The following is a 21,011-nucleotide window of genomic DNA, read 5'->3' on the forward strand; positions in this document are numbered from 1 at the left end:
GGCACTGGCACCGGAGTCGATGAACGGCCTGCCCGTGACCGTCCTGGCCGTGTGGGTGCTGTGCGTCCTCGGCTGGGCGGCCGTCCTCGCCGGGCTCCGGCGCGGGCTGCGCGGCCCCTCGCGCGGGCCCGCCCTGTTCGCCCACACCCTGACGCCCGCGGCCGTCGTCCTGCTGTTCTCGCTCGTCGGCTTCGGATCCCTCTACGCCTCGATCGCGCTCGCCGCCGAGTGGTGGGCGCTGATCCTCGTGACCGGTCTGCGCCCCGAGCGGCTGCTCGCGACGGGCGGCCTCGGGCGGCTGGCGGCCTGGGCCGCCGTCACCGCCGCCGCGACACTCCTCGCGGGCCGCCTCATCCTGGGATGAACCCGGCGGACGTGCGAACCCTCCCTGGGCGGGACAAGTCAAACGTACGTAGTATCCGAAGAAACACGGGACCAAGGCGCGGAGGTGGATCATGCCGTGTGCGCTGTGCGGCGACATCATCCCGACCGAGGTCGCCCGGTGCCCGGCGTGCGGCGCGTGGGCCCGGCGCCGCGACTTCCGCGCCGTCGGCGTGGCCGTGTTCATGCTGCTCGGCTTCAACGCGTTCATCGCGCTCGGCTCGGGGATCAGCCTGCTCCGCATGGCCCATCCGCTGCGCGGGGAGACGCACGACACCTACGATCCCGACGCCACCGGCAGGGCCCTCGCGCCCTACACCGACGTCTTCCTGATCTGCGCGATCATGGCCGCCGTCACCGGGCTGCTGTACCTCGGCTGGCTGTGGCGCGCCTACGGGCAGTCCCCCGGCCCGCACCGCCACCACCGCGCCTGGGTGGTGTTCGGCTGGCTCTGCCCGATCGTCAACCTGTGGCTGCCGCCGCGTCTGGTCTACGAGATCTGGGTCAACAGTGGCCGGTACCGGACGGCCGAGCGCCAGGCGGCGGCCCTCGTCGTCGCGGGCTGGTGGGCGTCGGTCCTCCTCGGCCTCCTGCTCGCCCGCGTGTTCGCCGCGGGCAGCGTCGAGACCCTCGCCGAGGCGCGTTTCGACGTGCACATGGGCGTGGCCGCCGCCGCCTTCCAGGCCCTGGCCGCCGCCATGTGCATGGCCACCGTCTTCCAGATCACCCGCCTCCAGGTGGGCCGCAACCCCTAGCCGCCCCGGGTGGGTTTCTAGCGGAGCGAGGACAGCCGTGCCACGCGTCCGGGGGATCGGGGGGCCGCCCCCCGGTGGACACCGAGTACGGGGACATGGCGAAGCCGGTGGGCTGGACGATCCGGCGGCCCACCGGCCGGCTCGGCGGGCCCGGGCGGGCCATCTCGGCGTGCACGGCGTCCAGGCCGCCGTCGCGCCACAGCCCGTTCAGGGTCGTCAGGTCCCAGCACGCGGTGGCGGTGAGGGAGACGGCGTGCGCGCCGGCGCGGCGGACGCGGCCGCGGGCCACCAGCAGCGGGGAGCCGAACACGGTCGCGGCGCACCTCTCCTGCACCGACTCGAAGAACGCCAGGTCGACGGGGCCGGTCGCGTCGTCCAGCGTCACGAAGATGACGCGCTGCCCCGACCGGACCTCCGGGGTCTGCGTCGCGACCGTGACCCCCGCGACCAGCACCTCGCTCCCGCCCCGGCGGCCCGGCAGCGCCGCGGCGCGGACGACGCCGAGGTCGTCGAGGAACGCGTCGTAGAACCGCAGGACGTGCCGGCTCACGTCCAGGCCGAGGACGTCCAGCTCCGCCTCGACGACCTCGGCGGCCGTCATCGGCGGCAGGCCGCCCGCGGGGACGCGCTCGGCGAGGTCCGGCCCGCCGAGGGGGAGCTGCCCCTCGGCGACGTCGCGGGCGGCGGCGCGGCGGGCGGCGCGGTGGAGCGCGCCGACCTGGCAGAGCAGGTCGCGGCGCGGCACCGGCGGCGTCCGGTACAGCCCGTCGAACGCCCCGGCCAGGACGAGGCGCTCGGCGGTCGGCCGCGACACCCGGGCTCGGCGCCAGAAGTCGGACAGCGACGTGAAGGGACGCCCGTCCACGATGCGCCCGACCTCCGCGTCGCTGATGCCCCTGACCTCGCCCAGCGCGACCCGGATGCCGGACGGCCCGCCCTCCGAGACCGGCTCGGCGTGCCACGCCGCCGCGGACCGGTTGACGTCCAGGGGCAGGATCGGGACGCCGAAGTGGCGGGCGTCGTCGAGGATGACGCGTTTGGGGTACATGCCGGGGTCGTGGGTGAGGACCCCGGCGTAGAACGCGGCGGTGTGGTGCCGCTTCAGCCACGCCGACTGGTAGGTGGGCAGCGCGAACGACGCGGCGTGCGCCTTGCAGAACCCGAACGCGCCGAACGCGGTCAGGGTCCGCCAGACCCGCTCGACGGCGTCCTCGCCGTAGCCGCGCGCGAGGGCCCGCGCGCGGAACCACGCGCCGACCACGGCCTGGCCCCGCTCGTCGTTCAGGCTCCGCCGCGCCGCCTCAGCGCGGGAGGGCCCGCAGCCCGTCATCACGTCGAAGATCCGCAGCACCTGCTCGTGGAAGACCACCACGCCGAGGGTCTCCCGCAGCACGGGTTCCAGGTCGGGATGCGGGTACCCGGGTTCGCGCGTCCCCGCGCGCGCCTCCAGGAACGGGCCGACCATGTCGGAGTTGACGGGCCCGGGGCGGAACAGGGAGATGTCGAGGACGAGGTCGTCCAGGTCGCGCGGCTGGAGGCGGCCGATCAGCTCCCGCTGCCCGGGCGACTCGATCTGGAAGCAGCCGAGCGTGCGGGACGTGCGGATCAGCCCGAACGTCGCCGGGTCGTCGCGCGGGACGGCCTCCAGGTCGATCCCGCTCCCCGTCGTCCGCGCGACCTCGGCGACCGCGTGCGCCATCGCCGACTGCATCCGCACCCCGATGACGTCGAGCTTGAGCAGCCCCATCGCCTCGACGTCGTCCTTGCCGAACTGGCTCATCGGGAACCCGAGCGCGCTGGTCTCGACCGGCGTCCGGTCGCGGAGCGTCGCGTTCGACAGCAGGACGCCGCACGGGTGCATCGCGATGTGGCGGGGCACCCCGTCCAGCCGCTCGGCGACACGGAACATCTCCTCCAGCCGCCCCCGCGCCAGGTTGCTCTGCCGCAGCTCCGGCAGATCCTCCAGCGCGGCGCGGATCTGGCTCGCCCTGATCCGCGGGAACGCCTTGGCGATCGCGTCGATCTCCCGCGGCGGCAGGCCCGCGGCGTTGCCGACGTCGCGGATGGCGCTGCGCGCCCGGTAGGTCTCCATCATCGACACGCACGCGGTGGCGTCCGCGCCGTACCGGGCGAACAGCGCCTCGTACGCCTCCGGCCGCCGCGCCGACTCCACGTCCAGGTCGATGTCGGGTAGCCCCTCGCGGCTGTCGGCGAGGAACCGTTCCATGAGGAGGCCGTGCCGGAGCGGGTCGAGGTCGCCGATGCCGAGCAGGTGGTTGACCAGGCTGCCCGCGCCGGAGCCGCGGATCGCGCAGCGGATGCCGCGCCCCCGGATCAGCGCGGCGGCGTCGGCGACCGTCAGGAAATAGGCGGCCAGGCCCTTGCGGGCGATCACGCCGAGCTCGGCGGTGAGCCGTTCCGCCGCCGTCCGCGACCCCGCGAGCCCGCGCCGGGCCAGGCCCTCCCCGCAGCGGGCGGCGAGCCGGGCGTAGGGGTCGCCCTCGACCTCGGGCAGGTGCACGGCGTCCATGCCGAGGTCGCGGCGGTCTAGGACGCAGCGTTCGGACAGCCGCCGCGTCGCGGCGAGCAGCGTGTCCGCCTCGTCGCCGCAGCCCCGTTCGGCGGCCCTGCGCATCTCGGGCACCGACTTCAGATACGCCTGCCCGGTCCGGTCCTCCCCGGCGGGGAGACGGCGCCTGCGCGTCGCGTCCAGCACCCGCGCGACCGCGTGGTCGGCGGGTTCCAGATAGCGGACGGCGTTGCCGAGCACCGCGGGCATACCGGCGGCGCGGGCCAGGGCGAGCATCCGCGCGGCCCGGCGCCCGTCGTCGGCGCCGTGGTCGACGATCTCGATCGCGCACTCGGCCGCCGCGCGCCAGGCGGCCAGCCGCCGGGCGGCCTCGCCGGGCCGGCCCTCCGCGACGGCCCGGCCCACGTCGGACGCGGGCCCGAGCAGCACCACGAGCCCTTCGGCGTGCGCGCCGACCATGTCCCGCGTGATCGCCGGACGGCCCCGCTCCCCCGCCGCGTGCGCCGCCGTGACCAGCCGGCACAGTGACCGCCACCCGGACCGCCCCCGGGCCAGCGCCACGACCCGCCCGCCACCGGGGAGCGGGCCGAGATCGGCACCCACGACGGCTCCGAGCCCCGCGTCCCGGCACGCCTGGACGTGCTGGACGGCGCCGTAGAGGCCGTCCCGGTCGGTCAGCGCCAGGGTCCGCATGCCCAGCTCCGCGGCGCGCCCGGCCAGGGCGGCGGGCGACGCCACCCCGTACCTGAGCGAATACCCCGAAGCGACATGAAGGTGCACAATTAGTCCCATACCCGGGAAAGGAGCCAGGTTTCGGACGCCGCGTCATAGCGCAGCTCGTACACCCCGATCTCCCGGTCCGGGCCCGCCTCGACCCGCCAGAACTCGCGCTCGCCGGTGGCCTCGCCGTCGGGATGCCGCTCCCGCCACCAGTCCCGGGTCGTGACCCAGTGCTCCAGCACCCGCCGCACGGTGTGGAGCCGGCCGCGCCAGACGAACCGGACGGGACGCCCGTCGCTCACCCACACGTCCACCGGATCGCCGAAGACCCGCGTCATCTGCCTCCCCCTCGCGTTCACCGCACGGGGGAAGACATGCGGAACCAAGCTCGAACATACGTTCGCATCGAGAGTCTAGGGAAGCCCCGGACGGGGAGGCAAGGCCGATCCGCCGGCCCGGGAGACGCCGGCCCGGGAGACGTCAGCCCAGGAGACGGGCGAGCTGGTCCGCCACCAGGGGGACGTCGGCGACGTCGGCCATGCCGCCGCCCGGCCACAGGTAGGACCAGCCGTCGCCGACGGGGGTCGCCACCACCATGACCTGCCGGCTCGTCCGCGGGACGAGCACGGTCAGGACCGACTCGCCGGGACCGGCGAACCGCCAGGAGAGACCGCGCGCCTCGACCTCGTACGCGAGCGCCGCGAGGTGGCGCCTGCGCACCTCCGGGGTATCGCGCCCACCGACTACAGACACCTTCGATCAGCCGCCTCAGCACCGGGGTCGGGGCCGCCGTGCATGACCATGGGCGATCACGCGGCGACAACTGGTGACCAGAGGTCCAGCATGACCCGAGAACCGCGCCTGCGCAGCGGAAACCCGCAGAGTCCGCAGGCGTTTTCCCGGGTGGGCGGGACTGGACCGGGAAGGCGGGGACGACGCGCCGCGCCCGGTGGCGCCAATCGATGATCCACATGGTGTGGAAACGTCCGGATATGGAAGGGGTTCCGTGATAGAAGCCTCTGTGAGACGGGCCCCGAGCCGCGTCCCCGCGAGAAGTCGAAGGAGACCTCGATGACCGCCGCCCCCTCCGGCGACGTCCCAGGTTCGGCGGAGGGCGGGCCCGTCCCGCAGCCGCCCGGCCGCGCACTGGCCGGGCTGCGCGAGCGCAAGAAGCAGCGGACGCGGCTCGCGCTGATCGACGCCGCCCTGGAGCTGTTCCTCGCCCAGGGGTACGAGGAGACGACGATCGACGAGATCGTGGCGGCCGTGGAGGTGTCGCAGCGGACGTTCTTCCGCTACTTCGCCACCAAGGAGGACGTCGTCACCGCGTTCCTGGGCGAGTACGACAAGGTGCTGGAGGAGGCGCTCGCGTCGCGCCCGCCCGGCGAGCGGCCGTTCACCGCGCTGTTCGAGTCGCTGCGGGTGGTGCTGCGGACGATCGCCGACAGCGACCCCGAGGACAGCGCCCGGTTCCGGCGGATCCGGCGGGTGATCGAGGCGACGCCCGCGCTGCAGGCCGCGCAGGTGGCGCGCTCCTCGGCGTCCGAGCGGGCGCAGGCCGCCGAGATCGCCCGCCGCGAGGGCGTCGACCCCCGGCGGGACCTGCGCCCCCAGATCGTCGTCGCCTTCCACTCGGCGGCGGCGCGCGTCGCGTTCGAGGACTGCGCCCGGCAGGACATCTGGGACCCGGAGATGGTCGCGGCGCTGGTCGAGGAGACCGTCGCACTCGCCCGCGAGACGATGCGCGACTGGGTCTGAGCCGCGGCGGGAATCGAGGGATCAGGGACAGGAATAGGGTGCCCGGCCGCGCGGTTGCCGACTGGTAATCCCGACTGGAGGAGTTGGAAATGCGAGCGATCGTCGTCACCGAGAACGGCGGGCCGGAGGTCCTGAAGGCGGGCGAGCGCCCGGACCCCGCGCCCGGGCCCGGCGAGGTGCTGATCGACGTCGCGGCGAGCGGCGTCAACTTCGTCGACGTGTACTTCCGGACCGGCGTGTACCAGCAGCCGCTTCCCTACGTCCCGGGCGTCGAGGCGGCCGGGACGGTCGCGGCCCTCGGAGAGGGCGTCGAGGAGTTCTCCGTGGGCGACCGCGTCGCCTGGGTCAACGTCCAGGGCGCCCACGCGGAGCGGGCCGCGATCCCCGCCGCGAGCGTCGTGCCCGTCCCGGACGGGGTGGACCTGGAGGACGCGGCGGCCACCCTCCTTCAGGGGGCGACCGCGCACTACCTGACCCATGCGACGTACGAGATCCGGCCCGGCGACACCGTCCTCGTGCACGCGGCGGCGGGCGGGATGGGCCTGCTGCTCACCCAGGTCGCGAAGAACCTCGGCGCCCGGGTCATCGGGACGGCGTCCACGCCGGAGAAGGAGAAGCTCGCGCGGGACGCCGGCGCCGACGACGTGCTCGGCTACGACGGCTTCTCCGACCGGGTCCGGGAACTGACCGGAGGCGAGGGCGTCGCCGCCGTGTACGACGGGGTCGGCGCGCCGACGTTCGACGGGAGCCTGGCGAGCCTGCGGCCGCGCGGGACCCTCGCGCTGTACGGGGCGGCGGGCGGCCCGGTGGCGGCGTTCGACCCGCAGCGCCTCAACGCCGCCGGCTCGGTGTACCTGGCGCGGCCGAGCCTGGTGCACCACATCGCCGACCGCGGTGAGCTGCTGCGGCGCGCGTCCGAGGTGTACGGATGGGTCGCCGGCGGAGCCGTGCGCGTCCACGTCGGGCACCGGTACGACCTGGCCGAGGCCGGCACCGCCTACGCCGATCTGGAGGCGCGGAGGACGACGGGCAAGCTCCTGCTCGTCCCGTGATCGGCGTTCTCCGGCGTCCGCCTCCGCTTAGGCTGGACGCGGGAGAGACGATCACCAAGGAGCCCGAGCCCTCATGACGACGTATGCCGCCGGACCGCTCGAGCACGACGAACCCCGCGTCCTGGGGCCCTACCGCCTGCTCGGCCGGCTCGGCCGCGGCGGCATGGGAACGGTGTACCTCGGGGCCGAGCCCACCGGCCGCCGCGTCGCGGTGAAGGTGGTGAACAGGGAGCTGTCCGGCGAGCCGGCGTTCCTCGCCCGGTTCCGCCGCGAGGTCACCGCCGCCCGCCGCGTCCACCGGTTCTGCACGGCGCCCGTCCTGGACGCCGGGCTCGACCAGGACCCGCCCTACATCGTCACCGAGTACATCGACGGGCCGAGCCTGGAGAAGGCCGTCCGCGACCGGGGGCCGCTGCCGGGCTCGGACCTGGAGGGCCTCGCGGTCGGCGTCGCCACCGCGCTCGCCGCGATCCACGGCGCCGGGATCGTCCACCGCGACCTCAAGCCGTCCAACGTGCTGCTGTCGTCCACCGGCCCGCGCGTCATCGACTTCGGCATCGCCCGCGCGCTGGACGCCCCCGACGGCCCGACCAGGACCGGCCAGTTCGTCGGCACCCCCGCCTACATCGCGCCGGAGGTCCTGCGCGGCGGGCCGGTCGAGCAGGCGTCGGACGTGTTCTCCTGGGGCTGCGTCGTCGCCTACGCGGGAACGGGCCATCCACCGTTCCAGGGACGGTCGGTCTCGGAGACGTTCGAGCTCATCGGCTCCGCCGAGCCGGACCTGGACGGCCTCGACGCCCGGCTCCGCGCGATCGTCGCGGCCGCCCTCACCAAGGACCCCGCCGCCCGCCCGTCCGCGCGGGACCTGCTGGCCCGGCTCGTCGGGCAGGAGGAGGCCGACCCCGAGCGGGTCGCGGAGGCGCTCTCCGCGACATGGCACGGTCCCGGGAACGGCAAGGCGAAGGCCCCGCCCCGGCCGGACATCACCGCGAGCGTCCCCCCGCCGAGGCCCGCCGTCCACGAGCACGAGCCCATCCCCGTCCCGGCGCCCGCGGAGCCCGCCCCGGACACGCGGACCGTCCTGGTGGACCTGCCCTACCCGGAGGTGTGGCGCGGCCCGAAGCGGTGGTTCATGCTGCTGCGCGGCCTGCTCGTCGTCCCGCACCTGGTCGTGATGCTCCTCATGTACGCGTTGCTGGTGCTGGTGATGGTGCCGAGCTGGCTCGTCGTGCCGTTCACCGGCCGCTACCCGCGCGCCCTCTTCGGGCTCGCCGTCGGCTGCCAGCGCTGGTCGAGCCGTGTCGTGGCCTACGCGTTCGGGCTCACCGGCGAGGTGCTGCCGCCGTTCAGGCCGCTGCCCAAGGCCCGGCGCTCCCCCTGACGCACCTTCAGGGGCCGGGAAGGTAGGCGTTCGTCCAGCGGGCGAGTTCCCCGAACACCCGGCTCCGTGCGGGCTCGGCGGACAGCACCAGGTCGTGCAGGCCGCCGTCGATCCGGACGAGCGTGACGTGGCGCCCGAGCCGCGGCGCCCAGCGCGCCATGTGCTCGACGTCCAGGACGGCGTCGGCCCCGGTCACGTCCGGCACCCGGCGCGTGGCGCGGACGCTGCGCGCCGACGCCATCACCAGCACGGGCACGTCGATGCCGAGGCCCCGGTGCACGCGGAGCTGCCCGCGGCGCACGGCGGCGAGCCACGCCGCGCGCACCGGGAACCCGGGCAGCGGCTTCCAGGCCAGGTCGAAGTCCCATTCGCCGTCGTGGTCGCGGTGGAGGCTGCGCGGATAGCGGTCGGACACGCCCGCGGGCAGCCGCGCCTTCGGGAAGCGGGGGCGCAGGGCCCGCGCCAGGCCCGCGCCGAGCTTGCGCATGAGCAGCGGCTCGGCGATGTCCAGGAACGGGCTGTTGAGGAACAGGCCGTCCACGAGTCCCTTGCCCCGCACGCGGTCCGCCCACAGCGCGGCGATCAGCCCGCCGGTCGAGTGGCCGTTCAGCAGCAGGGCGTCGTGCCCGTCCACGTCCCGGATGATGCGGACCGCCTCGTCGATCTCGGGGAAGTGGTCCGACAGGCTGCCGATGTGGTTCGGGGTCTGGTGGGGACGTAGCGAGCGCCCGTATTTGCGGAGGTCGAGGGCGTAGAAGTCGAAGCCGAGGTCCACGTAGAAGTCGGCCAGGTGCTTCTGGAAGAAGTAGTCGATGAACCCGTGCAGGTACAGCACGGCCCGCGGCGCCGGCGTGTCTCCGGCACGGCGCCGGACGAGCGTGGCCACGACCTCGCCCTCGTCGTCGCGGCCCATCGGCAGCTCGATCGCCTCGTACCCGGGCCCGAGCACGTCCGCCGTCACGTTCATGGCGCTCCCCCTCGTGGTCCGCGGAGCCCTCAGCGTACGGCGTGGACGACGGGCCAGGGCGCCCGCCCCGCGCGCACACGGGCGCGGGCACACGCCCGGTGCCGCATGTCGTGGCTAGCCAGGGCGCCGCGACGCCGGACGCGTGGATGGCGCGGGGCGGGACGAGGGGACGGCGAGGACGCCGCGGCGGATCTTGCCGGTGGACGTGCGGGGCAGCTCGTCCAGGAACGTCACCGAATCCGGCACCTTGTGCGGGGGCAGCTCGGCCCGCGCCAGATCGAGCAGCTCGCGCTCCAGCGCGTCCGCCGCCGGGGACTCCCCCTCGACGACGGCGAACGCGCGGAGCCCGCGGCCGGGTACCGGCCCGCCGACGGCGATCACGGCCACCTCGACGACCGCGGGATGCCTGCCGAGGACCCTCTCGACCTCCAGCGGGAGCACCTCCTCCCCCGCCACCGTGACCCGGTCCAGGATCCGCCCGTGGTGGTGGACGAACCCCTCCGCGTCCACGCGGACGAGGTCGCCGGTCCGGAGCCAGCCGTCCGGGGAGAGGACCTCGGCGGTCTCGTCAGGTCTGCCCAGGTACTTCTTCATCACCGACGGCCCCCGCACGTACAGGGCGCCGGGTTCCGCCGGGCACGTCGGCCCGTTCTCCGCGCGGACCTCGATCTCGTACGGGTCCAGGACCACGCCCAGCACGCCTCTGCGGCGCCGGTCCACGGTGTTGGAGATGAACGTGTGGCCCACCTCCGTGCTTCCCAGCCCGTCCAGCACCGGGCATCCGAGGACGTCCTCGATCCGGTCGGCGAGCGTCGGCAGCAGCGGCTCGCCCGCGGACGCCGCCGCCCGCAGGGAGCCGAACGCCGTCCGCACCGCGTTCCGGTGCGGCTCGCCGACCAGCCGCGCGTACCAGGTCGGGCACGTGAACAGCAGGGTGGGACGGCGCCTGCGCGCCTGCCGGACGGCCCCGCGCACGCTGGGCGCGTCCGGCCACAGGACGGCCGCGCCGCCGCTGAGCATGGGGAAGAGCACCGTCGCGCCGAGCCCGAGGGGATAGCACGCCTTCGACAGCGAGAACGTGATGTCGCCGGAGGTGATGCCGAGCGCGCCCACCGCCATCGCCTGGAAGTAGGCATGCGCGTCACTGTGCCGGTGGACGGCGCCTTTCGGCCGCCCCGTGGTACCCGACGTGTACTGGACGTAGGCGGACGCGTCCGACGGCACCAGAACCGGCTCCGGAGTCGCGCCGGCACCGGCGGCCAGATCGTCCTCGGTCAGAACGCACGCCGACGTGAAACGCGCGGCCAATCCGGTCGTGCACACGGCGGCGACGGGAGCGGCGTCCGCGACCATGGACGCGTGCTCGGCCCGGCTCTGCTCCGGTCCGGCGAGGACGGCCACGGCACCCAGCCGCAGGGTGCCGAGGAACGCCGCCACGAAACCGATCGAGTCGGGAAGCGCGATCAGCACGCGGTCGCCCGCATGGACACCCGCCGCCTGCAAGACGCCCGCTGCGCGCGCGCCCGCGTCGTGTACCTCGCCGTGACTGAAGACGGCGTCGTCCGAGTAGTAGAGCGGCCGGTCCAGCCATCTGCGCGCGTAGGCGCGGTCGGCCAGCTCCGCCGCGAGGTTCCCCTCCATCACAACCTCCACACGCCGGGAGCGACATGCGGAGACTACGCCGAGTAGGCGGTGCGGCACGGCCGGTTCACGTTGTTACGTACGCGCAGACGCGCGGTTCAGTCCGGCAGCGTGTCCCAGACGCCGCCGCGCCGGACCATGAGCCGGTGGGTGAGCAGGCTCCCGGCGGGCACGTCCCACGCGGGATCCGCGCCGTCGCCCCGGTCCTCGGCCCACACCTGGGCGACCGCCCAGCGGAGCTTGTCGACGCCGTCGGGATGGCCGGTTCCGGACGCGACGAACACGTCCCGCGCGGGCGCCGCCACGACGAGGTCGCCCTCCACGTCCTGCGCGAGCTTCTCCAGGAACCCCTCGTCGAGCAGCAGGCCCGCCTCCAGGCCACCCCGCCGCGGCCTCGCGCCGGAGCCCCCGGCCGCGGCCCCGCCGACACCGCCGGGCGCGGGCGGCGGACCGGCGTCGCCGAGGGTCACGGTCACGGCGCGCACATCGGGATACCAGCTCAGGCTCAGATCCGGGCGGCGGTTCCGCAGGTTGATGGTGGCCAGCCGGCGCAGGTCCCCCTCCGCCACGCCCAGCTCCGCGCAGTGCCGCCGCGCCACGTGCTCGTAGCGGCGGCCGAGCGCGGCGGCCTCGTCCGCGAGCTCCAGGGCGTAGGTGACGTAGAGGTCGCCGGCGAACGGTTCGCGGACCGGCTCCTCGCCCGGTGGCAGGGGGAACTCCAGCTGCACCTCGGCCGGGACCCGGGCCTTCATCAGCGGGACGACGAGACTGGACCGCGGCTCGGTCACGGGACGTTCCTCCTATGCCGATCCACACGGCCTTGGGCGCGCCTTCCGGAGTGGATCACCCTACCGCCGGGACGGGGGCGCCCGCCGGATCCCTGACCTGTGCATGTGTGACCCATGGCGGACCGGGGGTAATGATCTCCCTGGAGGGAACCGTGAGCTTCTGGGAGTACCTGGGCAGCCGGCGGGAGCGGCTCGTCTTCGAGACCTGGCAGCACGCCAGCATGGTGTTCCAGACCGTCCTGGTCGCGCTGGTGATCGGCCTGCTCGCCGGCATCGCGGTGTACCGGAGCGAGCGGATGGCCGCGTTCGCCACCAGCACCGCGGGGGTCCTGTTCACGATCCCCTCGCTCGCGCTGCTCGGGCTCCTCATCACCCCGCTCGGGCTGGGCGTGGCGCCCAGCGTCGTGGCGCTGACCCTCTACTCGCTCCTGCCGATCCTCCGGAACACGATCGTCGGGTTATCCGGTGTCGACCGCACCCTCGTGGACGCCGCGCGCGGCATCGGCATGACCCGCACCGCCGTCCTGTTACGGATCGAGCTGCCGCTCGCCTGGCCGGTCATCCTCACCGGCGTGCGCGTCAGCACACAGCTCGCCATGGGCATCGGCGCCATCGCCGCCTACGTCAACGGACCCGGCCTCGGCGAGCAGATCTTCTCCGGGCTGGCCCGGCTGGGCGGCGCCAACGCGATCAACATGACGCTCGCCGGGACTCTCGGCATCGTCCTGCTCGCGCTGATCTTCGACGGCTGCTTCATGCTCATCGGCCGCCTGACGACCCCGAGGGGCATCCGTGCCTGACACCGTGCCAGAGCAGCCTCCCGCCGGCGCCACCGCGGCGGCCGCCCCGTCCGGCGGGATCGACGACGGCGCCGACCGCGCGATCCGGCTCATCAACGTCACCAAGCGCTACCCCGGCCAGCGGACCCCCGCCGTGGACGACGTCACGCTGACGATCCCGGGCGGCGAGATCGTCGTGCTGCTCGGCCCCTCCGGCAGCGGCAAGACCACGATGATGCGGCTGATCAACCGGCTGATCGAGCCGACCTCCGGCAGGATCATCGTCGCGGGCCGGGACGCGCTCGGCCTGGACCCGACCGAGCTGCGCCGCCACATCGGGTACGTCATCCAGAACGCCGGGCTGTTCCCGCACATGACGGTCGCGACGAACGTCGGCCTCGTCCCGCAGATGCTGAAATGGGACAAGCGGCGCGTCGCCGGCCGTGTCGACGAGCTACTCGACCTGGTCGGCATGGACCCCGCCACGTTCCGCGACCGCTACCCGAGGGAGCTGTCGGGCGGTCAACAGCAGCGCGTCGGCGTCGCCCGCGCCCTCGCCGCCGACCCGCCCGTGATGCTGATGGACGAGCCGTTCGGCGCCGTCGACCCGATCACCCGCGAGCACCTCCAGGACTCCCTGCTCGGCCTCCAGGAGGAGCTCGGCAAGACGATCGTCTTCGTCACCCACGACATCGACGAGGCGCTCAAGCTCGGCGACCGCATCGCCATCCTCGACCAGGGCTCGCGCGTCGCGCAGTACGCGACGCCGCTGGAGATCCTCCTCGAACCCGCCGACGCCTACGTCGAGCAGTTCATCGGCGGCGGCCAGACGATGCGGCTGCTGCAGTTCAGCCGCGTCGCGGACGTGCCGCTCCAGCAGGTGCCCGAAGCCGCGCCGGACGACGACGCCGCGGCCGTCCTGGAGCGGATCCAGGCCGGCCGCCCCGCGTTCGGGATCGTGCTGGACGAGGCGCGCCGCCCCGTCCGCTGGATCCACCCGGAGGACCTCGGCGGGGTCACCGGGCCGATCGGCACGCGCGGCATGGACACCGCCACGCCCATCCGCGCCCGCTCCACCCTCCAGCAGGCCCTCGAACGGCTCATCCTGATCGAGCACGACTGGGTCCCGGTCGTCGGGCCGCGCGGCGCCTACCAGGGCACCGTCACCCTCGGCACCCTCCAGCAGGCGATCAAGGAGATGAAGGCCCGGTCCCGGGACCGGCGGACGGCGGACGGATCATGAGCGCGCCGCCCCGCGACCCGTCCGCGCGGACCGCCGCCCCGCCCGCCGCCGGGGCGGAGGGGACGGGCGGCACCGGCGAGCCGAGGACCGCCCTGCACTCCCCCACGAGCCGCTCCTGGCGCGGTCTCCTCGAACCGCTCGTGGTCGTCGCCGTCGGCGCCGCCTGGATGCTGTACGTGGAGAACTCCGACCTCGACAGCATCGAGGAGCGCACCCTCAAGCCGCGCTACGTGTGGGAGAAGACCTGGCAGCACATCGAGCTGACCGTGGTGTCCACGCTGGTCGTGCTGGCCATCGCGATCCCGCTCGGCATCGTGCTCAGCCGCGTGTGGGCGCGCCCGGCGACGCCGTTCGTGCTCGCGGTGGCCAACGTCGGCCAGTCGGCCCCGGCGATCGGCGTCGTGGTGCTGCTCGCGGTCATCATCGGCATCGGCTTCTGGACGGCCGTCGTGGCGCTCGTCGCCTACGGGGTGCTGCCCGCGCTGCGCAACACCATGGTCGGCCTCCAGCAGGTCGACCCCACGCTGACCGACGCGGGGCGCGGCATCGGGATGTCCCCGGCGATGGTGCTCGGCCGCGTCGAGCTGCCGCTCGCCACACCCGTGATCCTCGCGGGGATCCGCACCACCCTCGTGCTCATGGTGGGGACGGCGAGCATCGCGTCCTTCATCAGCGGCGGCGGGCTCGGCGACCTGATCACCACCGGCGTCTCCACCCAGCGCACCCCGATCCTGCTGACCGGCTGCATCCTCATCGCCCTGCTCGCCCTGCTGATCGACTGGCTGGGCGGCATGGCGACCCGGCTCCTGGCGCCGAAGGGACTGTGATGCCACGCGGGACCCCACCGGACACACGCGGGACGCTCGCGGCCGCGCTGTGCCCCGTCCTGCTGCTCGCGCTCGCCGCCTGCGGCCTGAAGCCCGCGTCGGCGTTCATCCCCGCCGTCGAACCGGGCGACATCCGCCCGATCGCGAACCTGGAGGGCGCCCGGATCCGCGTGACGTCCAAGGAGTTCACCGAGCAGCTCATCCTCGGCAAGATCGCCGTGCTGGCGCTGAAGGCCGCCGGCGCGGACGTGGTGGACCACACGAACGCGCAGGGCAGCGTCACCTTCCGCAAGTCGATCACCAGCGGCGAGAACGACCTCGGCTGGGAGTACACCGGCACCGGGTGGATCACCTACCTCGGCCGCGAGGACCCGATCGTCGATCCGCAGAAGCAGTTCGAGGCCGTCCGTGACCTGGACCTCAAGAAGAACCACATCGTGTGGCTGCCGCCGCCCGCGCCGTTCAACAACACCTACGCGATGGCGGTCACCGCGGCGTCGCGGAACCGGTACGGGCTGCGCGACCTCGCCGACATCGCCAGGCTCCCGCCCGGCCGCCGGACGTTCTGCGTCGCCCCCGAGTTCCTCGCCCGCAACGACGGCTTCCGTGGCATGCTGACGGCGTACGGGCTGTCCTACGGGTCGTCCGTGCCCGCCGGGAACGTCCGGCAGATGTCCGAGGGCGTCATCTACCAGGCCGTCACCGACGGCCGCTGCGTGTTCGGCGAGGTCACCACCACCGACGGGCGCATCCAGGCGCTCGGCCTGAGCGTGCTGTCCGACAGCCGGCACTTCTTCCCCAACTACAACCCGGCGGTCACCGTCCGCGAGCCGGTGCTGCGCGCGCACCCGGAGCTGACCGGCCTGTTCGCCAAGATCAGCCCGAGGCTGACGACCACCGTGATGCGCGGGCTGAACAGCAAGGTCGACGTGGACGGCGAGGACCCCGCCTTCGTCGCCCGCGACTGGATGCGCTCCCAGGGCCTGGTCAGATAGCCGGGGCCCCGGCCGGCGGGACGACCGGCAGCCCGCCCGGCGCCCCGCCCTCGATGAGCCGCCACACCGCGCCGGTGTCGAGATGCTCCTCCACGAGATCGCCGAGCGCGTCCAGCGTGGCCTCCCGCAGCGCCTGGAACGCCACGTCCGGCGCGGGAGTGAAATCCCGGCCCGCCGTCCGCGCGACGTCTCCCAGGAAGGCGCGGCGGAATCCGTCGTTCTCCAACGCCCCGTGCCAGGTCGTCCCCCACACCGGCCCATGACGGCACCCGTCGAGGAAAGGCTCCCCTCCCTCGACGGTGACGACCCCGTGGTGGATCTCGTAGGCCCGGACGTCCTCGCCGTAGGCCCGTCCCTCCGGCCGCCCGAGCGTCTTGGCCTCCCCGAACACGACCCTCGCGGGCAGGAGGCCGAGACCGTCCACCCTCCCGGCGCCGGACTCCACGTCGTCCACGATCTCCCCGGCGAGCATCTGGTACCCGCCGCAGATCCCGAACACGGGCCGCCCCTCCTCCGCCCGCCGCACGATCTCCGCCGCCATCCCCCGCTCCCGCAGCCACGCCAGATCACTCACGGTCGCGCGGGTGCCGGGCAGGACGACCAGGTCCGCCTCCGCCAGATCACCCGCACTCGCCGCGTACCGCAGGACCACACCGGGCTCGCACGCCAGCGCGTCCACATCGGTGAAATTGGAGATCCGCGGGAAACGCACCACCGCGACCCGCAGCGTCTCCCTCCCGAACGGGCTCCTCGCCCCGGGCCGCGGCGCGTCCAGCGCCAGGGTGTCCTCAGAGTCCAGGTACAACCCGAGCCGCCACGGCAGCACCCCGAGGACGGGCCGCCCGGTGAGCGCCCGCAGCTGCTCCAGCCCCGGCTCCAGCAGCTCCCGCGCCCCCCGGAACTTGTTGATCACAAAGCCCGCCACGAGCGCCTGGTCCGCCTCCTCCAGCAGGGCGACCGTCCCGTACAGCGACGCGAAGACCCCGCCCCGGTCGATGTCCCCGACCACCACGACGGGGATGTCCGCCGCCCGCGCGAGCCCCATGTTCACGATGTCCCCGGCCCGCAGGTTGATCTCCGCCGGGCTGCCGGCCCCCTCGCAGACGACGACGTCGAACTCGTCCCGCAATTCGGCGAGGCTGTCCTGCACCACCCCCGCCAGCCGCTCCTTGTGCGCCCCGTACTCCAGGGCGTCGACCTCGGCCACCGGCCGTCCCAGGACCACGACCTGACTGCGCCGGTCGCTGCCGGGCTTGAGCAGCACGGGATTCATGACGGCGCGGGCCTCCACCCCCGCCGCCTGCGCCTGCATGTACTGCGCCCGCCCGATCTCCGCGCCGTCCGAGGTCACCATCGAGTTCAGCGACATGTTCTGCGCCTTGAACGGCGCGACCCTGACGCCCCGCCTCGCCAGCCACCGGCACAGCCCCGCCGTCACGATGCTCTTGCCCGCGTCGGACGTCGTCCCCGCCACCAGCAGCGCCCCGCTCACCGCCGCACCCACGCCACAGCCGCCGCCACCCCGGCCGCCGCCAGGGCGACCCTCCCCGAAAGCCGCACGGCCCGCCGGACGTCCGCCACCCCGGGAGCAGGCCCGTCCCCCATCCCAGGACGCCGCTCCACCTCTCCCCCGTACGAGTTCGCCCCACCCAGCGTCACCCCGAGGGCCCCAGCGAAGGCCGCCTCACACCGTCCGGCATTAGGGCTCGGATGATTTCCCCCATCACGCCTCAGCACACGCCACGCCTCACCACTGCCCGAGCAGACCACCGTCAGCAACCCCGTCACCCTCGCCGGAACCCAGTTCGCGACATCATCGAGCCGCGCCGCAGCCCATCCGAACCGCTCATACCGCGCATTCCGGTACCCCACCATCGCGTCCAAGGTGTTCACGGCCCGATAGGCGACCAGTCCCGGCACACCCGCCACCGCCCCCCACAACAAGGGCGCGATGGCGGCATCGGACGTGTTCTCCGCCACGGACTCGACCGTGGCCCGGGCCAGCTCCGCGCTCCCGAGCCCCTCAGGATCCCGGGCGCACAAATGAGACAACCGCCCCCGAGCAGCCTCGACGTCCCCCCGCTCCAAAGCAGAGGCCATCAGACGCCCCTCCCGCCCCAGCGACGTCCCGCCCAGAACAGCCCAGGTGACGACCCCCGTCACCAGAGCACGCGAAAACTCCCCCGGCACCCCCCGCTCAACAACAACCCCACCCGCAACAACACCACCCACAAGCAACCCGGTGTAGAGCACACCCCGCCCCCGCGAATCCGAATAGACCTTCTTCTCCACCCACGAGGCGACACGCCCGAACCCCGCGACCGGATGCCCCCGCCGCGGATCCCCGAACAGCGCGTCCAGAGCGACGCCCAACAGCAGCCCCTCAGGAGAGACACGCATCAAGCTCATCCCAGTGCGCCTCCAGCCAATCCTGGGCCCGCCGGATCCGCGGCCCCGCCCCGCCCTGCCAGATCCGCGCCCAGCCACCCCCGCCCCGGGCCCGCGCCTCCATCGCCCGGTACGACCGCTCGAACCGCACCCGCGAAGCCGGCAGCACCTCACGCCGCATCTCCGGCCCCACACCGTACGCATCACAGAACACCCGCAACCGCCGCCCCACATCCACCTGGTACAGCAACTCGTCCCGATCACACGGATCGGCGATCGGCCCCCAATGCCTCAGCGCCGTCACCACGTCGTACAACCGCGTCGTGGGCCGCGCCAGATCGAAATCGATCAACGCCACCGGCCGTCCACCCCGGAAGACGACGTTCTCCGGCGTCACGTCACAGTGCCCGATGATCTCCGGCGCCCCGTCCAGGTTCGACGCCTCCACGTCCCACGGCGCCCCGGCCGGAGCCTCGTATCCCGCGACGGCCTCGTGGTACCCCCGCAGCAACTCCCCGACCCCCTGAAGCGCCTCCTCGGTCACCACATAGGCCGCCAGCGGCCGCCTCCCGGCCTCCCCCGGCACCCAGCTGAGGATCTCCCGCCCCCGCCCGTCCACCCCCAGCACCCGCGGCGCCTCGAACCCCACCCGCTCCAGATACCGCAGCAACCCGTGCACCGCCGGGCTGTGCGCCCCCAACGGCCTCCGCACCGTGTCCCCGACCCGCACCACACCCTCCGTCACGTCCCCGCCGGAGAGCGGCACCTCACCGTCAACCACCACAGCACCCCAAGATATGACCCCCCACCCACCGCTCCGCCCGTTACGGCCGTTTTAGATGTGGAGCCCAGCCACGCACACCCATACACTGTGTCCCGGCGCCCCGCCGGGCCGCCGAGCGCCCGTAGCTCAGCTGGACAGAGCATCGGTCTTCTAAACCGACGGTCGCGGGTTCGAATCCTGCCGGGCGCGCCGCTCTTGACCTGCGGTTTTACCGTAACCACATCGTTCGATCACGCCCGGAATGCCCCCGTGTTCGCTCGATGTTCGACCCCGGTCGCGATCACCCTCCGCAAACCCCCCGACCACCCGCAGCCACCCACGCACCCAACCCCGACTCCGGGTCGCACAGATCCCATCCGGCACCGGCTTACGTGCCTCCGGCACGCTCTCCCCTCGAAGCCCGGGGACCAGCGTCCGCACCCCCGCCGGGCTGAACCGCGGACTCTGATGGCCAGCGGGTGCAGGTCAAGCGCATACAGCCGGTGTCCGGCCGCGCGGTCAGGAAGACCCCGGTCTGCTCCGGTGTCCACACCATCACCGCCGACGGTCGCGGCGTGCTGACGTAGGCGTCCATCGGCTTGACCTGACCACCACGCCCCGCACCGCCAGCCTGGACGCCAACAGCGGCGCTGTCGGGGTCGGCGACGATTCGTGAGCCTGCCGCCATTCGCGGACGCGTTCAGGTGCCCAGACCAAGGCTTTGGGCAGACCTCCTGAGGGCAGTCCGACCTTACGGCGCACCTCCTCGGCCTCGGGGAGCCGTTTGTGCCCGCCGCGGGGTGGCGGTGATCAGCTCGACGATCCGGTTACGGTCCTCGGAGTCGGCGGTGATGTACCCGAGTTCGTATTGTCGGAACACCGGACTCGACCGGGCTGAGCATCCCTAGTTCGCTGGTCAAGGGCGTCGGCGATCTCTCCGCCTGGGCGTGAGCCACCGCCACGGCGATCGTCCGCCGACTTCCTGGGGAACGAAGTAACGCATGTAAGCATCAACGGCAAGGCCGATTTCGCGGGCTCGGCGATGCTCGGGGGCGCGACACCCTTCGATCTGGCCAAGGGTGGCGCCGTGAGCGACGAGACGGTCAGCTGGTGAGCGCACGTCGTGGATTGTCGACGGTGATCACCCGGAACTCCTCATCGGAGAGTCCGGCGGCTCGCAGGTGACCGGCGAAGTCGGTGAACAGGAAGCTGTAGCCGCCGCCACCGTAGGCGCGTAGGTGGCTCTTGAGGCAGACGTCGTGGGAGAGCAGCACCTGCTCAAGCCGTCCGTCTCGCACGATGTTCATCACGTACCGGACTGCTCGCTCGATGTCGTAGGGCGCCGTCGGTCTGATTCCGTCGAACTGGACGAAGGCTCCGCGGCGTGCCATGTCCAGGTGGTACTCCTCATCGAAGACCCGGTCGCAGTGCCCAATGATCACTCGCCGCGGGTCGACGCCCTCTTCCTGGAGCAGGTCGAGCTGTTGCCTCCCGACCGGCCAGCGCGCCGCGTGGGTGGTGATCGCCAACCCCGTGCGCCGATGGGCCCGCGCGGCGGCACGGAACGAGCGCTCCTCCGCTGCGCTGACGTGCCGATCGCAGCCGATCTCGCCGATGATGCCCGCGCGGATGCCGGTTCCGTCGATGCCGTTCTCGATCTCGGCCACCAGAAGCTCGGCGATCTGGTCGACCGAGGTGCGGTCGAACCAGTCCCGGTCGAGATAGGGGTGCCGGTAGAACCCCGTGCCGACGACGATGTTCAACCCGGTCGCGTCGGCCGTGTCGCGCACCGCGCTCACATCCCGGCCGAGACCGATGGTGGTGCAGTCGACCAGGGTCCGTCCGCCCAGTCCGACGAACTCGCCGAGTTCCAGCTCCATCAGGCGGCGGTCGCTGAGGAGCCCGTCGGCGCGGGCCTCCTGGAGCATGTCGATGTAGATGTGCTCGTGCGGGAGTGTCAGGCCGAGCTGCTCCTCGGCGACCGGGCCGAGCACCGTCATCACGTCCGCCATGCCCCGCCTCCTTCGTCATTGACCTTCTTAC

The 21,011-nt window shown here is 73.3% G+C and carries 19 protein-coding genes and 1 tRNA gene; 10 read left to right on the forward strand and 10 right to left on the reverse strand.

All coding sequences use genetic code 11. From position 1 onward, the window contains the following. The first annotated feature begins 19 nt into the window (after positions 1 to 19). Both AGRA3207_RS09480 and AGRA3207_RS09485 read left to right on the forward strand, forming a co-directional pair. The gene (locus tag AGRA3207_RS09480) at positions 20 to 364 is read left to right on the forward strand and encodes a hypothetical protein (protein ID WP_231334195.1); all 345 of its coding nucleotides are present in this window, start codon (positions 20 to 22) and stop codon (positions 362 to 364) included. Positions 365 to 455: 91 nt separating this feature from the next. Then, positions 456 to 1,136 (forward strand): DUF4328 domain-containing protein, encoded by a 681-nt coding sequence (locus AGRA3207_RS09485; protein ID WP_231334196.1) that lies wholly within the window; start codon positions 456 to 458, stop codon positions 1,134 to 1,136. On the opposite strand, the gene AGRA3207_RS09490 is transcribed toward AGRA3207_RS09485, so the two are convergent. The 3 genes from AGRA3207_RS09490 to AGRA3207_RS09500 form a co-directional block, all read right to left on the reverse strand. Beyond that, positions 1,105 to 4,458 (reverse strand): DNA polymerase III subunit alpha, encoded by a 3,354-nt coding sequence (locus AGRA3207_RS09490; RefSeq protein ID WP_231334197.1) that lies wholly within the window; start codon positions 4,456 to 4,458, stop codon positions 1,105 to 1,107. The two genes, AGRA3207_RS09485 and AGRA3207_RS09490, sit on opposite strands and share 32 nt — an antisense overlap. Further along, a complete protein-coding gene (locus AGRA3207_RS09495; protein WP_231334198.1) occupies positions 4,449 to 4,724 on the reverse strand; it encodes a DUF6504 family protein in 276 nt (91 codons plus the stop codon). Before AGRA3207_RS09495 ends, AGRA3207_RS09490 begins: the two co-directional genes overlap by 10 nt. Before the next feature lie 142 nt (positions 4,725 to 4,866). After that, positions 4,867 to 5,106, reverse strand: coding sequence for a hypothetical protein (locus tag AGRA3207_RS09500; RefSeq protein ID WP_231334199.1), 240 nt, complete (start codon positions 5,104 to 5,106; stop codon positions 4,867 to 4,869). Positions 5,107 to 5,457: 351 nt separating this feature from the next. Here AGRA3207_RS09500 and AGRA3207_RS09505 point away from each other — a divergent pair, with 351 nt between their 5' ends. From AGRA3207_RS09505 to AGRA3207_RS09515, 3 genes are all read left to right on the forward strand, one after another. After that, positions 5,458 to 6,144 carry a TetR family transcriptional regulator gene (locus tag AGRA3207_RS09505; RefSeq protein ID WP_231334200.1) on the forward strand — a complete coding sequence of 229 codons (687 nt, stop codon included), beginning with the start codon at positions 5,458 to 5,460 and terminating at the stop codon, positions 6,142 to 6,144. Positions 6,145 to 6,233: 89 nt separating this feature from the next. Continuing rightward, positions 6,234 to 7,196, forward strand: coding sequence for a quinone oxidoreductase family protein (locus AGRA3207_RS09510; RefSeq protein ID WP_231334201.1), 963 nt, complete (start codon positions 6,234 to 6,236; stop codon positions 7,194 to 7,196). A gap of 73 nt (positions 7,197 to 7,269) precedes the next feature. Next, positions 7,270 to 8,577: a DUF4389 domain-containing protein gene (locus AGRA3207_RS09515; RefSeq protein ID WP_231334202.1), complete on the forward strand. Its 1,308-nt coding sequence runs from the start codon at positions 7,270 to 7,272 to the stop codon at positions 8,575 to 8,577. A 7-nt stretch (positions 8,578 to 8,584) separates the two neighbouring features. Here the strand turns inward: AGRA3207_RS09515 and AGRA3207_RS09520 are convergent, their stop codons facing one another. The 3 genes from AGRA3207_RS09520 to AGRA3207_RS09530 all read right to left on the reverse strand — a co-directional run bounded on the left by AGRA3207_RS09520 (position 8,585) and on the right by AGRA3207_RS09530 (position 11,973). Further along, positions 8,585 to 9,544: an alpha/beta hydrolase gene (locus AGRA3207_RS09520; RefSeq protein ID WP_231334203.1), complete on the reverse strand. Its 960-nt coding sequence runs from the start codon at positions 9,542 to 9,544 to the stop codon at positions 8,585 to 8,587. Positions 9,545 to 9,658: 114 nt separating this feature from the next. Next, a complete protein-coding gene (locus AGRA3207_RS09525) occupies positions 9,659 to 11,185 on the reverse strand; it encodes an AMP-binding protein (protein ID WP_231334204.1) in 1,527 nt (508 codons plus the stop codon). A gap of 98 nt (positions 11,186 to 11,283) precedes the next feature. Beyond that, positions 11,284 to 11,973 (reverse strand): DUF1444 domain-containing protein, encoded by a 690-nt coding sequence (locus AGRA3207_RS09530; protein ID WP_231334205.1) that lies wholly within the window; start codon positions 11,971 to 11,973, stop codon positions 11,284 to 11,286. 152 nt (positions 11,974 to 12,125) lie between these two features. On the opposite strand from AGRA3207_RS09530, the gene AGRA3207_RS09535 reads away from it, so the two are divergent. The 4 genes from AGRA3207_RS09535 to AGRA3207_RS09550 are packed head-to-tail and all read left to right on the forward strand — an operon-like array spanning position 12,126 to position 15,817. Next, entirely contained in the window at positions 12,126 to 12,773 is a 648-nt protein-coding gene (locus AGRA3207_RS09535) for an ABC transporter permease (RefSeq protein WP_231334206.1), read from the forward strand. After that, entirely contained in the window at positions 12,766 to 13,995 is a 1,230-nt protein-coding gene (locus AGRA3207_RS09540) for an ABC transporter ATP-binding protein (protein WP_231334207.1), read from the forward strand. The genes AGRA3207_RS09535 and AGRA3207_RS09540 overlap by 8 nt, the downstream gene beginning before the upstream one ends. Then, complete coding sequence (locus tag AGRA3207_RS09545) at positions 13,992 to 14,822, forward strand: ABC transporter permease (protein WP_231334208.1); 831 nt, start codon at positions 13,992 to 13,994, stop codon at positions 14,820 to 14,822. Before AGRA3207_RS09540 ends, AGRA3207_RS09545 begins: the two co-directional genes overlap by 4 nt. Continuing rightward, entirely contained in the window at positions 14,822 to 15,817 is a 996-nt protein-coding gene (locus AGRA3207_RS09550; RefSeq protein WP_231334209.1) for a glycine betaine ABC transporter substrate-binding protein, read from the forward strand. The genes AGRA3207_RS09545 and AGRA3207_RS09550 overlap by 1 nt, the downstream gene beginning before the upstream one ends. On the opposite strand, the gene AGRA3207_RS09555 is transcribed toward AGRA3207_RS09550, so the two are convergent. Genes AGRA3207_RS09555 through AGRA3207_RS09565 form a run of 3 tightly spaced genes read right to left on the reverse strand, consistent with a single transcriptional unit; the run spans position 15,810 to position 18,989 of the window. Then, positions 15,810 to 17,309: a cobyric acid synthase gene (locus AGRA3207_RS09555; RefSeq protein WP_231334210.1), complete on the reverse strand. Its 1,500-nt coding sequence runs from the start codon at positions 17,307 to 17,309 to the stop codon at positions 15,810 to 15,812. The two genes, AGRA3207_RS09550 and AGRA3207_RS09555, sit on opposite strands and share 8 nt — an antisense overlap. Continuing rightward, positions 17,306 to 18,226 (reverse strand): cobalamin biosynthesis protein, encoded by a 921-nt coding sequence (locus AGRA3207_RS09560; RefSeq protein WP_420830880.1) that lies wholly within the window; start codon positions 18,224 to 18,226, stop codon positions 17,306 to 17,308. Before AGRA3207_RS09560 ends, AGRA3207_RS09555 begins: the two co-directional genes overlap by 4 nt. Continuing rightward, complete coding sequence (locus AGRA3207_RS09565; protein ID WP_231334211.1) at positions 18,201 to 18,989, reverse strand: phosphotransferase enzyme family protein; 789 nt, start codon at positions 18,987 to 18,989, stop codon at positions 18,201 to 18,203. The genes AGRA3207_RS09560 and AGRA3207_RS09565 overlap by 26 nt, the downstream gene beginning before the upstream one ends. A 115-nt stretch (positions 18,990 to 19,104) precedes the next feature. Here AGRA3207_RS09565 and AGRA3207_RS09570 point away from each other — a divergent pair. Further along, a tRNA-Arg gene (locus AGRA3207_RS09570) sits at positions 19,105 to 19,178 on the forward strand. Positions 19,179 to 20,071: 893 nt separating this feature from the next. Here the strand turns inward: AGRA3207_RS09570 and AGRA3207_RS09575 are convergent. Beyond that, entirely contained in the window at positions 20,072 to 20,980 is a 909-nt protein-coding gene (locus tag AGRA3207_RS09575) for a phosphotriesterase family protein (protein ID WP_231334212.1), read from the reverse strand. Positions 20,981 to 21,011: the final 31 nt, after the last annotated feature.

The sequence above is a fragment of the Actinomadura graeca genome (genome assembly GCF_019175365.1).
Taxonomy (GTDB): Bacteria; Actinomycetota; Actinomycetes; order Streptosporangiales; family Streptosporangiaceae; genus Spirillospora; species Spirillospora graeca.

Bases quoted from the DNA above. Each gene is read 5' to 3' on its own strand.
- AGRA3207_RS09510 (WP_231334201.1), top strand. From the start codon at position 6,234: ATGCGAGCGATCGTCGTCACCGAGAACGGCGGGCCGGAGGTCCTGAAG.
- AGRA3207_RS09545 (WP_231334208.1), top strand. From the start codon at position 13,992: ATGAGCGCGCCGCCCCGCGACCCGTCCGCGCGGACCGCCGCCCCGCCC.
- AGRA3207_RS09575 (WP_231334212.1), bottom strand. From the start codon at position 20,980: ATGGCGGACGTGATGACGGTGCTCGGCCCGGTCGCCGAGGAGCAGCTC.
- AGRA3207_RS09480 (WP_231334195.1), top strand. From the start codon at position 20: ATGAACGGCCTGCCCGTGACCGTCCTGGCCGTGTGGGTGCTGTGCGTC.
- AGRA3207_RS09495 (WP_231334198.1), bottom strand. From the start codon at position 4,724: ATGACGCGGGTCTTCGGCGATCCGGTGGACGTGTGGGTGAGCGACGGG.
- AGRA3207_RS09515 (WP_231334202.1), top strand. From the start codon at position 7,270: ATGACGACGTATGCCGCCGGACCGCTCGAGCACGACGAACCCCGCGTC.
- AGRA3207_RS09490 (WP_231334197.1), bottom strand. From the start codon at position 4,458: ATGGGACTAATTGTGCACCTTCATGTCGCTTCGGGGTATTCGCTCAGG.
- AGRA3207_RS09485 (WP_231334196.1), top strand. From the start codon at position 456: ATGCCGTGTGCGCTGTGCGGCGACATCATCCCGACCGAGGTCGCCCGG.
- AGRA3207_RS09525 (WP_231334204.1), bottom strand. From the start codon at position 11,185: ATGGAGGGGAACCTCGCGGCGGAGCTGGCCGACCGCGCCTACGCGCGC.
- AGRA3207_RS09505 (WP_231334200.1), top strand. From the start codon at position 5,458: ATGACCGCCGCCCCCTCCGGCGACGTCCCAGGTTCGGCGGAGGGCGGG.
- AGRA3207_RS09560 (WP_420830880.1), bottom strand. From the start codon at position 18,226: ATGAGCTTGATGCGTGTCTCTCCTGAGGGGCTGCTGTTGGGCGTCGCT.
- AGRA3207_RS09550 (WP_231334209.1), top strand. From the start codon at position 14,822: ATGCCACGCGGGACCCCACCGGACACACGCGGGACGCTCGCGGCCGCG.
- AGRA3207_RS09520 (WP_231334203.1), bottom strand. From the start codon at position 9,544: ATGAACGTGACGGCGGACGTGCTCGGGCCCGGGTACGAGGCGATCGAG.